Source organism: Streptomyces sp. NK15101 (genome assembly GCF_020400725.1).
Taxonomy (GTDB): domain Bacteria; phylum Actinomycetota; class Actinomycetes; order Streptomycetales; family Streptomycetaceae; genus Streptomyces.
In genome coordinates, this window is sequence record NZ_JAINVG010000141.1 from 1 (window position 1) to 11,109 (window position 11,109).

The window sequence follows — 11,109 nt, forward strand, 5'->3', positions numbered from 1 at the left end:
CGGCATCCACGGCAAGACCGCCGGGAAGCTGACCAAGGCCAAGGGGCACCAGGGCCGCAACAAGGGCCGGGACGACATCGCCGACGCCCTGGACCCGGTCATCGAGAAGGCCATGGGCGCCCTGGTGAAGTCCGCCAAGACCATGGGCGACCACATCGGCGAGACGCTGCCGAAGGCCGTCAAGCAGATATCCAAGGACCACAAGAACAACGACGACGCGATCCGCGACCGCCTCGCCCGCCAACGCAAGGGCGACCACGACAACGGGGGCGGCAAGGGGAGCGGCGGCAGCTCCGGCCGCGACAACGGCAAGGGCGGGCGCAGGTCACCCGACTCGACACGGGACGCCCTCGGCGATCCGCGGGGCAAGGGTGTCAGCCTGAACAAGCGTCGCTGCAAGACCGACCCCGTCGACATCGCCAGCGGCGAGATGGTGCTCCCGCAGACCGACCTGACGCTTTCCGGCACCCTGCCGCTCGTCCTGCGGCGCACCCATGTGTCGGGGTACCACTACGGACGCTGCTTCGGAGCGGGCTGGGCGTCCACGCTCGACGAGCGACTGGAGATATCCGTCGACGCCGCGGGCACGGCCGCCTGGGTACGCGAGGACGGCTCGCTCCTCCTCTACCCCCGCCTCCCCGACGCCGACGAGTCCACGCTGCCGGTCACCGCGAACCGGACGGCCGTCCTGAGCCTCCGTTCCCGGGACGGCCTCGGGACGGTCACCTACGCGGTGGACGAGCCGCACACCGGTCAGACACGCCTGTTCACCGGGAACCCCTACCACGGTGACCGCTTCTACTGGCTGAGCCGCATCGAGGACCGCAACGGCAACACCATAGGCATCCAGCGGGACGCCGACGGAACACCCCTCGGCGTCGTCCACAGCGGCGGCTACCAGGTCGCTGTCGCCTCCGACGAGCGAGGCCGCGTGACGGGGCTCGCCCTGCGCACCCACGAAGGCCCTCGGGCGGTCAGCGAGTTCGCGTACGACGCCGAGGGCCGGCTCGCGGCGGTCTCCGACGCCCGAGGGAGCGACGACGAGGCCGCCACCCTGCGTTTCACCTATGACGACGCCGACCGGGTCACGTCGTGGACCGACCGCCTGGGATCGACGTACCGCTACGTCTACGATCCGGAAGGCCGGGTCGTGGAGACCGTGGGTCCGGACGGCTTCCTCTCCTCCCGGTTCTCCTACGACACCGCCGAGCGGATCACCCGCTTCACCGACGCCACCGGAGCGGTGACGACCTCCCGCCTCAACGAACTCGGTCAGGTCGTCGCGGAGACCGACCCGCTCGGCCACACCGTGTACCGGCAGTGGGACGCTCACGACAACCTGCTCTCGCGGACCGACCAACTCGGCCGCACCGCGACGTTCACCTGGGACGAGCACGACAATCTGACGTCCGTCACCCGCCCCGACGGGACCCGGACCCTCACCTCGTACAACGAGCTGAACCTGCCCGTCACGGTCACCGGCCCCGACGGCAGCGTCTGGCGACAGGAGTACGACGACCGTGGCAACCTCACCGCCGTCATCGCCCCCGACGGTGCCACCACCCGCTCCACGTACAGCGACCGCGGCGCCCTCACCTCGCGCACGGACGCATCGGGTGCCACCCACCGCATGACCCACGATGCGGCCGGACTCACACTCAGCCACTCCGATCCGCTGGGCAACACCTACCACCTCGTGCGTGACTCCTTCGGCCGACCGGTCCGAGGCACCGACCCGCTGGGTGCGGAGCACACGACGGAGTGGAGCACCGAAGGGTGGGCCATCCGTGCCACGCGTCCGGACGGTGGCATCGAGACATGGACGTGGGACGCCGAGGGCAACCGGACCTCCCATACGGACCCGACAGGTGCGACCACTCGGTTCGAGTACACCCACTTCGGGAAGCTCGCCGCCCGGACGGGAGCGGACGGCGCGCGATACGAGTTCCGTTACGACAAGGAGCTCAGGCTCACCGAGGTGTCCGGCCCGCAGGGGCTGACCTGGACCTACACCTATGACGTGGCCGGCCGGCTGATCGCCGAGACGGACTTCGACGGCCGCAGCGTGTCGTACGAACTCGACGCCGTCGGACGCACGACCGCCCGGACGACTGCGTCCGGGGAGCGCATCACCACGGCCTACGACGTCATGGACCGGGTCGTGGAGAAGAACAGCGCCGGTGAGACCACGCGTTACGGCTACGATCCGGCCGGTCGGCCGGTCTCGTTCACGTCCCCGACCTCGACCGTCGTCCTCGAACGGGACGTGACGGGGTCGCTCCTGGCCGAGACGGTCAACGGCCGCACCACCAGCTACGAGTATGATCCCGCCGGCGCCCTGATATCCCGGACCACGCCCAGCGGAGCCCGGTCCCGCTACCACCACGACGCGGCCGGACGCCGTTCCCTGATCACCGTGGACGGGCACGACATGCTCGTCACCCGCGACGAGCGCGGCCGCGAACTCGCCCGCACTCTGGGCGAAGGCCCGGCAGCCGTCACCCTCGCCTCGGCCTGGGACCGCATGGGGCGGCTCTCCTCCCGCACCGTGACCGCGGGGGAGCGGGTCGTTCGTTCCCGTGGCTACGGCTACCGCGCGGACGGCCACCTCGAACGGATCACCGACCGACTTGCCGACACCGACGTCACCTTCCACCTGGACCCCGTGGGACGACCGCTACGCGTCACCGCCGAGGACTGGAACGAGACGTACGCCTACGACGCCGTGGGCAACCAGACCCAGGCCGACTGGCCGGACCGCGCGCTCAGGGACGAGGCCCGTGGCGAACGCGCCTACGAAGGCAACCGCCTGCTCCGCGCCGGCCGGATCCGCTACGAGTACGACGCGGCCGGCCGCATGGTGCTGCGGCAGAAGAGCCGTCTCTCCCGCAAACCCGACACCTGGCACTACACCTGGGACGCAGAGAACCGGCTCACCGCCTGCCGCACCCCCGACGGCGTCACATGGCGCTACGAGTACGACCCTCTCGGCCGCCGCACCGCCAAACACCGCATGGCGCCGGACGGCAGGACGGCCGAGCAGTCGACCTACTTCACCTGGGACGGCTCTCGTCTCGCGGAGCAGACCGACACGGCCACCGCCACCACCCTCACGTGGGAGTACGACGCCCACGACCACCGCCCGCTGAGCCAGCTCGAACGACGCCCGCACAGCACCGGTCGGAGCGACTACGACACGCGGTTCTTCGCCATCGTCACCGACCTGGTCGGCGCGCCCACCGAACTCGTCGACGAAGACGGCGACGTGGCGTGGCAGTCCCGCAGGACGACGTGGGGAAGCACCCGTTGGAACCGCACGGCCACGGCATACACCCCACTGCGGTTCCCCGGCCAGTACGAAGATCCAGAGACCGGCCTGCACTACAACCACCTGCGTCACTACGATCCGGAGACGGCCCGGTACGCCGCCCCCGATCCGCTCGGCCTGGCACCCGCGGCGAACCCGGTCGCCTACGTGACCAACCCCTGGACCCTCACCGACCCCCTCGGCCTCATCGCCAAGGGGTGCACCGAGGACGGCGGCTGGTACGGAGGCATGACCCCGGCCAACCTCAAGGACGAGAACGACGAGCCGAAGTACCCGGTCAAGATGGAGATCAACCACATACCGGCCAAGGCCTCCTACGCGCACCTCGACGAGGAGGGCTTCATCAACGACGCCGGCATGGGCCCGGCGATCCGCATGGAGAAGGCCGACCACCGCGACATGTCCTCGACCGGCTCATGGGCGCACTCCGTCCAGTGGCGTGCCGACCAGCGCGCCCACATCGACGCCGGACGCTGGGACCTGGCCATGAAGATGGACATCGACGAGGTCCGCGCCAAGTACGGGGACAAGTACGACAAGCACATCGCGGATATGGTCGAGAGCCTCAAGAACAACAGAAAGTTCCAGGCGATGCTGGAGCGCCGCGGCTGGACGATCGACTACGACATACTGAAATGATCTCAACCGACCAGGAAGGCCCCCTCATGCAGTTCGTCCTCGACCCGCCCCGCGGCGTGGCTCCCGTCCGCCTGGGCATGACGCTCGACGAAACGGTCGCCGCGGTGTCGGCCTGGGGCGCTCCGCGGGTGTACCCGGCCGACGCGGTGCGCGACTTCGACCTGGTCTCCGCCGAGTACGACGGCATCGGATTCCAGGCGGCGCTCGAGCGCGACCACCTGGTCACCGCCGTCACCGTCTGGGGACCCGACGAGGACGAGGACCCCGACGTACAGGTGCTGCTCGACGGCCTCGACGTGTTCCGCACCCCCGCCGACGAGATCCTCGCGCACGCCGCCCGGAAGGGCTGGCACGTCAACAACGACGACCCGCGAGCCCCTTACATCCCCGGCGTCACCCTGGCCTTCACCCGGGACACTTCGCAGGAGGTCCCGCGGGACGGGAACGGCCTGCCGATCCACTTCACCTCGGTACTGGTGGCTGACGAGAAGTATCGGGAGAATTGACGAAGGCCAGGAGACGGCGCGCTCGCCGGCCCGGGGCCTCGTGGAAGGGCCCCGGCCGAATGCGCTCGCCGCGCGGGCCAGAGCGTCGAAGTCCTCTTCCGTCGCTACGCCAAGTTCCTGGACGGCGTCCGGGAGCAGGCGGACCGCCTCGTCGAGCAGTCCGTGGAGGAGTGGGAACGACGCGGCCGCGGTGAGGCACCTGACAGGAGAAAGCCCAGTTCAGGTGCCTCTTTTCGTGGCTCTAGAAGAGCGTTTCGTCCCGACAGGGCTGTTCGATGACTCGGGCGACGAAGCCCCTCGGATCAGGTGGTCGCGCGTGTGACGATCGGGTCTTGTGGGCCCGTAGGACCTGCGACGGATACCCGGTCTCCTTCGGCGAACGACCGGCGGGCGCCGAGCGCCGGGACAAGCGGATCGCGCCCGACCCCGTGGGCAGGCCGCCGGCGGTGGAGGCACCCGGCTGGACCGAGAACTACGCCTACGACGCCGAGGACCGGCTGGTCTCCTGCACCACGGCCGACGGCACCCTGTGGACGTACGCCTACGACCCGCTCGGGCGGCGCAGCGCCAAGCACCGCATGGCCGCCGACGGCCGGACCGCCGTCGAGACCGTCCGGTTCACCTCTCGCCCCCGCGCCCCACCCCACGACCTACGTCGTCGACCCGTGGGCGTGGACCGACCCGCTGGGCCCGGCCCCCAAGCGCTGCCAGATGGACGCCCACGACCGGGACGGCGGCATCCGCTACGGCCGCCTCGACCGTCTGGGCCGCCCCACGGGCGTGTACGCGTGCCTGCGCCCCGGGATCATCGATGCCAGGAAGGGGACGGAAGCGGGCAGGCTCCACCCCCCGCCGGACACGTCCGGACCGGCATATGGCATCGTCGCCGTACCGCCATGGAGGACCGCATGACCCGCACCACGCCCCCGCGTCCCGTCGACGTCGAAGACCTCTTCCCCGCCCTCTCCGCCCACCGGCGCACGACCACGCGCCTGCACCCCCGCCAGGGCGACGCGAAGGCCGAGGAGAGCTCGCTGGCGGGACCGCTGCTGTGGCCGGCCGACGAGCCGTGGCCCGTGTGCGCCGCGGCGCACACCAAGGACACGGGCCATCGGCCGGCCGACGTGCGGCTCAAGCGGCGCATCCTCGCCGAGGCGAGGGGACGCGACTTCTCCGACGAGGAGCGGCGGATCCTCGACGCCACGGGCCCGGGACGGCACGCCCCCGGCCTCCGGGACGAGGACCCCCTCCCGCTGCTGGCCGTCGCCCAGCTCTGCACGCGGGACGTCCCCGACCTCGTCGGCCCGGAAGGCCACGACCTGCTCCAGGTGTTCTGGTGCCCCTTCGAGGCCCACGGCCCCGACCGCACCGTCGACGTCGTGCTGAAGTGGCGGCGCTCGCAGGAGGTCGGCGACGTTCTGGCGGACCAGCCCGAGCCCCCGGTGGCGGGCCGCGAGGAGTGCGTGCCCACCCCGTGCGTCCTGCATCCCGAACAGGTCGTCGAGCACGAGTACCTGGGCCTGCTGAGCGAGGAACTCCAGGACGAGATCGCCGACTGGGAGGGGGGCCTGCCGGACGAGGAGGACGACGAGGACGCGTACGACTCCTCCACGCCGCAGAGCTACGACACGTACGAGGAGTACGAGGCCGCGATGGCCCGTGCGCGGGCGGAGGAGGAGTACGAGGTCTCCTACATGGGGGACCTGTCCCTCGTCCCGGGATGGAAGGTGGGCGGCTTCGCCTCCTGGCACCTCACCGATCCCGCGCCGGTCGACTGCGCGGTCTGCGGCACGCCGATGCCTCCCCTGCTCACCGTCGACAAGTGGGAGTGCGACGGCGGCTCGAGGAGCTGGCTTCCGCTCGAGGACCGGGACTCGGCCGACGACCCGGACGTGATCGACCCGGTCGGCGTCTACCTCGGCCGCGGCCTGATGCGCGTCCACACCTGCCCCGTCGACCCGGCGCATCCGCACCGGCTCAGCTTCCAGTAGGCCGCCGCCGTCGTCTCCCGCGAGCCGGGCGACGGCGCCGGCGCGCGTCCGGGCGCCGCACGGGGGCGCCGGACTCAGGAGGCGTGCGCGCCGGTCTCCTCACGGCCCGTCTTCCAGTGGACGCGCGGCCCGGTGCCGGCCCGGGAGGCCACCGGCTCCGGCTCGGACTCGACGGCCACGCTCATCGGCCCGGTGCCGACCGTCGTCGAGCCCATGACCCGGTCGGTCTCCGTGTCGACGTAGACCGTGGAGCGCGAGCCGAGCCCGGTGGTCACGTACATCTGCCGCCCCCCGTAGCCCAGGGCGAGGCCCTCCGCGCCGCCGGGCACGCGGAAACCGCGCGCCACGACGCCGAGTTCGGTGTCGATGACCGAGACCTCCTCGCCGCCGAAGCCGGAGGACACGTACACCGACGCCCCGTCGGGTGCCACGGCCAGCGACTCCGCGCCGGCCTCGATCGGCACCGCGTCGAGGACGGTGGCCGCGCGGGTGTCGATGACGGACACGTAGTCGGCCCCGTTGCCCGTGCTCACGTACGCCAGGGTGCCGTCCGGGCTGACGGCCACGTCGTAGGCGGCGGTACCGGTGCCCAGCGAGACGGTCGCCACGACCCGGTCGCGGTGGGTGTCGATCACCGACACGCTGCCGGACAGCAGGTTGGCGACGTAGACGCGGCGCCCGTCGGGGGAGACCGCCACGCCCTTGGGGAACGAGCCGACCCGGACGGTGCGCACGACCCGGCCGCGGGAGGTGTCGAGGACCGATACGGTGCCGGAGTCGGCGTTGGTGACGTAGGCGCGCCGGCCGTCACGGCTGACGGCGACGCCCTCGGGCCGGTCGCCGACCCGGACGGTGCGGAGCACCCTGGCCCGCTCGGTGTCGAGGACCGTGACGGTGTGCGAGCCGCTGCCGCCGGTCACGAAGGCGCGGTGCCGCTGCCGGGAGACGGCCACGTCGACCGCGCCCGACGGCACGGCCACGGTGTGGGTGACGGTCCGGTCGTCGAGGTCGAGGAACGACACGGTCCTGGCGGTGGCGTTGGCCACGTAGGCGCGGTCGGCCGCCGGCGTGTCGTCGTGTGCCGCCGCGGCGGCGGGGGCGGCGGGCACGGCCGTCGTGGCGGCGACGGCCGCGGCGGCCAGGGCCGCGCGGAGCCGTCCGACGGACCGTCGGCGGGGTGCTTCCTGAGGGTCGCGTGACGGCACGGGGGCCTCCAAAGGGGCGGCGATCGAGCGGCCCCCGGCACGGGTGCGGGAGCGCATGGGTCCCCTCCTTCTTCCCGTACCGGACGGAGGGCGAGGCCGAAGGACACGCCTCATCGCCCGACCGGCCCGCACGACGGATCCCGATCGGGTGAATGCGGCGGTTCGCGGAGCGCGGTCCGGCCGCGCCGGTCCGTCCCGGGCGCCGGTCGCCCTTACGTTCCCGAGGGTGCCTCCGTCCCCCCGTCTCCCGGCCGACGCCCTCGACCGGCCGCGGCGGAGGCTGAAAGGACCCGTGCCATGCCTGTGCTCGCATCCGCCGGACGACACCGAGGTCTCCGCCTCGTCGGCGCCGCCGTGACGCTCGGCGCCCTCGCGGCGGCCCTCGGCGCGCCCACCGCCGCCCACGCCGACCTCCCCGGCGCCTCTCCGGTGCTCACCAGGGCCCCCTACCTGACGGATCTGACGCCCACCTCCGTCCGGGTGACGTGGGCGACCGCCACCCGCAGCCGGCAGACCGTGAGGTACGGACCGCTCGGCGACTGCACGGCCAACTCGGTCACGTCCGCCACCCTCGGCACCACCATGACCGTCAACGGGGTCACCGAGTACAACAACTCGGTGACCGTGCCGAACCTCAGCCCTGACACCCCGTACTGCTACCGGGTCTTCACCGGGGACGCCACGCCCGTCGACCTGCTCGGCACCAACCCCTCGCCCTCGTTCACCACGAGGGTGCCGGACGGCTCGTCGGCCCCCTTCACGTTCGCCGTGCTCGGCGACTGGGGCGACACCACCAGCAACGGCGTCAACAGCGGCGCGGTCAACCAGGACCAGGCCAACGTGCTGTCCCGGCTGGCCGCGAGCGGCGCCCGCTTCACGCTCTCCACGGGCGACGTGGCCTACCCCAGCGGCAGCCAGACCAACTACGGCGACCTCCAGCAGTCCGGCGTCAACATCAGCGGGGTCTTCGCGCCGGAGTACTACGCCGCGCCGGGCCAGAAGGTGCCGATGTTCTCCCTCAACGGCAACCACGGCCGCACCGCGACCCTCCTGTTGAACTGGCCGCAGCCGTCCGTCACCGCCGCCTCGAACGGCGTCTACTCCCAGGTCAGCTACCCGTCGTTCTTCGGCAGCAACCCGGCGACCTACCCGACGACGTACTACGCCTTCACCAGCGGCGGCGTGCGGTTCTACATGCTCGACACGTCCTGGAGCGACAGCAACACCGGCACCGCCGACGGGAACAACTGCAACGGCACCGACAACTGCGCCGTCTACCAGGTGGACGCCGCGGCCCACTGGACGCCCACCTCGGCCGAGTACCAGTGGCTCCAGCAGGACCTGGCCGCGCACCCGGGCGGTGTCAAGGTGGCCGCCTTCCACTTCCCCCTGCGCTCCGACGACCCGACCGAACCGGACGACGAGTACCTGAAGAACAACCCGGGCAGCACCGACACCCTGGAACAGCTGCTGCACGACAACGGCGTCGACCTGGTCTTCAACGGCCACGCCCACATCTACCAGCGCAACGTGGCCCCGCCCGGCGGCGTGCCCAGCTACGTGACCGGCGGGGGCGGCGCCAAGCTCACCTCGGTCGGCGGCCGCGGCTGCGACCCGACGGACGCGTACGCCATCGGCTGGTCCTACAGCTCCAACGTCGGCAGGCGCTGCCCCTCCTCGACGCCGGTCCCCGCCTCCGACGCCAACGTCCACCACTTCCTGCTGGTGTCGGTCGACGGCTCGACGCTGACGGTGACTCCCACGGACTCCCTGGGCAACACGTTCGACGCGAAGACCTACGACTTCTCCGCCGACGGCACCGCGCCCTCCCCGCCCTCCTCGCTGACCGTGACCCGCTCCGGCTCCACCACCATGAGGCTGACGTGGGGAGCGGCCACCGACGACCGGCAGGTCGCGTCGTACGACGTGTACCGAGACGGGACGTACATGGCCACGGTCCCCCAGGAGGTGCTCGCCTTCAGCGACAAGACCGCCGTGTGCCCGGCGTCGTACGCCTACGAGGTCAGGGCGCGCGATCTGGCCGGGAACGTCGCCGGGACCTCGAACTCGGTGACCTGCTGACCGCCCCCTCCGGGTCCGTGCCGGCCCGGGTCCGCCCGGCCGGGGCGGGTCCGGGCCGTCCTGTGCGCAGGCGGCGCACCGCGAGCGGGGTGATCAGCAGCATGGGGGCGGCCAGGCCGACGAACGCCCAGAGACCGGGGAAGGCGCCCGACTGGGGGACGGACCGGCGGTGGCCGCTGCGGGACAGGGCCGTGCCGTTCTCGGACGGGACGGTCGCGGGCACGCCGCGCAGGTCGCGCAGCACCTGCAGGTAGCGGTCGCCGTGGTCGAGGGAGGGCTCGACGTGGGTGTTCTCGGAGAACTCGTTCCAGCTGATCAGCCCGATGGCGTCCGGCGAGGAGCGGAGCGCGGCCGAGTACCCGGCGGTCAGGGTCGCGCCGTTCCGGCGGGGGACGGGCTTGGTGCCCCCGACGAGCCGGGCGTCGAAGCCGGGCGCGCAGGGAGCCAGCCAGATCTTGTGGTCGGCGTGCACGGCCCGCGCCATGTCCATGAGCTTGTCGGCGTAGCCGGGGGTGGTCTCGGGGTCGGCGGAGGACCAGTAGTAGGCGTCCCCGTCGGTGACGTCGGCGATCCGCCGGTAGCCGGCGACGTTCTTCTCGCTGGCCAGGACCCGCAGTTCGCCGCGGACGGCGGAGGTGACGCGGGCGACGTCGTCGTGCGAGTAGCGCCAGGTGCCGCTCCACACGGTCAGCGGGCGGCCGTCGACGCGCAGCATGGCGGGGCTGCCGGCGAAGTGGTCGCGGAAGCGTGCGAAGTCGGCGGCGACCTGGGCGACGGGCAGCGGGCGGCGGTAGAAGTCCAGGCTCTGGTAGATCATGGCGAGCTTGAAGTCCCTGGCCTCGGCGGCCTCGACCAGCTTGCCCAGCCGCCGGTCGTTCACGGTGCCGTGCTTCCAGCCGACGATGAACCCGTCGATGCCGGCGGCTTTGGCCTCGGTGATCTGGCGGTCGATCACCTGCGTGTCGTCGCTGGAGTAGGCCCCGGCGAGCGGTAGGTCGGTCTTGGCCCGCTGCCAGGAACCGGGGCTGAACCACTGGTAGTAGTAGGCGAGCAGGGGCGGGCGGGACGCGTCGTCGGGGGGCGCGGCGGCGGATCGGGCGTCGGCCGGCCCGGTACCGCTGCCCGGCAGGCACAAAGCGAGCACGGCGAGCAGTGCCCAGAACAGTCTCATCGGGCCGCCCCGGGCCGTGTGGGCGTGGACGCCTCCCCCGCCTCCCCCGGCCGCTCGGGTCGGGGTTCCGGCCCGGCCCCTTCCGGTGCCGTGGGCCCGCGCGGCTCCGCGGGCCCGTGCGGGGTTCCGGCGCCGGGCGCCGGGCCCGCGGCGGTGCGGCGGGGCCTCCCCCCGGGACCCCCCCGGG

The 11,109-nt window shown here is 72.2% G+C and carries 6 protein-coding genes and 1 pseudogene; 5 read left to right on the top strand and 2 right to left on the bottom strand.

Annotated features, from left to right (window positions below; translation table 11 throughout):
- The 4 genes and pseudogenes from K7G60_RS36935 to K7G60_RS36950 all read left to right on the top strand — a co-directional run.
- On the top strand, nucleotides 1-3,967 hold a 3,967-nt coding region (locus tag K7G60_RS36935), incomplete at its 5' end, for a DUF6531 domain-containing protein (protein WP_225805340.1).
- A complete protein-coding gene (locus K7G60_RS36940) occupies nucleotides 3,964-4,473 on the top strand; it encodes a hypothetical protein (protein WP_225805341.1) in 510 nt (169 codons plus the stop codon). The genes K7G60_RS36935 and K7G60_RS36940, both read left to right, overlap by 4 nt.
- Before the next feature lie 275 nt (nucleotides 4,474-4,748).
- Nucleotides 4,749-5,051: pseudogene (locus K7G60_RS39600) on the top strand (RHS repeat domain-containing protein); the annotation flags it as partial.
- A 330-nt stretch (nucleotides 5,052-5,381) separates the two neighbouring features.
- Nucleotides 5,382-6,464, top strand: coding sequence for a hypothetical protein (locus K7G60_RS36950; protein WP_225805345.1), 1,083 nt, complete (start codon nucleotides 5,382-5,384; stop codon nucleotides 6,462-6,464).
- A gap of 74 nt (nucleotides 6,465-6,538) precedes the next feature.
- Here K7G60_RS36950 and K7G60_RS36955 read toward each other — a convergent pair whose 3' ends face one another.
- Nucleotides 6,539-7,726, bottom strand: coding sequence for a YncE family protein (locus K7G60_RS36955; protein WP_225805342.1), 1,188 nt, complete (start codon nucleotides 7,724-7,726; stop codon nucleotides 6,539-6,541).
- Nucleotides 7,727-7,966: 240 nt separating this feature from the next.
- On the opposite strand from K7G60_RS36955, the gene K7G60_RS36960 reads away from it, so the two are divergent.
- Entirely contained in the window at nucleotides 7,967-9,751 is a 1,785-nt protein-coding gene (locus K7G60_RS36960; protein WP_225805343.1) for a metallophosphoesterase family protein, read from the top strand.
- Here the strand turns inward: K7G60_RS36960 and K7G60_RS36965 are convergent.
- The gene (locus tag K7G60_RS36965; RefSeq protein ID WP_225805344.1) at nucleotides 9,693-10,922 is read right to left on the bottom strand and encodes an endo-1,3-alpha-glucanase family glycosylhydrolase; all 1,230 of its coding nucleotides are present in this window, start codon (nucleotides 10,920-10,922) and stop codon (nucleotides 9,693-9,695) included. The genes K7G60_RS36960 and K7G60_RS36965 overlap by 59 nt on opposite strands.
- Nucleotides 10,923-11,109: the final 187 nt, after the last annotated feature.

Coding starts and splice junctions, on each gene's coding strand:
- K7G60_RS36955 (WP_225805342.1), bottom strand. CDS start 7,726: ATGCGCTCCCGCACCCGTGCCGGGGGCCGCTCGATCGCCGCCCCTTTG.
- K7G60_RS36965 (WP_225805344.1), bottom strand. CDS start 10,922: ATGAGACTGTTCTGGGCACTGCTCGCCGTGCTCGCTTTGTGCCTGCCG.
- K7G60_RS36960 (WP_225805343.1), top strand. CDS start 7,967: ATGCCTGTGCTCGCATCCGCCGGACGACACCGAGGTCTCCGCCTCGTC.
- K7G60_RS36940 (WP_225805341.1), top strand. CDS start 3,964: ATGATCTCAACCGACCAGGAAGGCCCCCTCATGCAGTTCGTCCTCGAC.
- K7G60_RS36950 (WP_225805345.1), top strand. CDS start 5,382: ATGACCCGCACCACGCCCCCGCGTCCCGTCGACGTCGAAGACCTCTTC.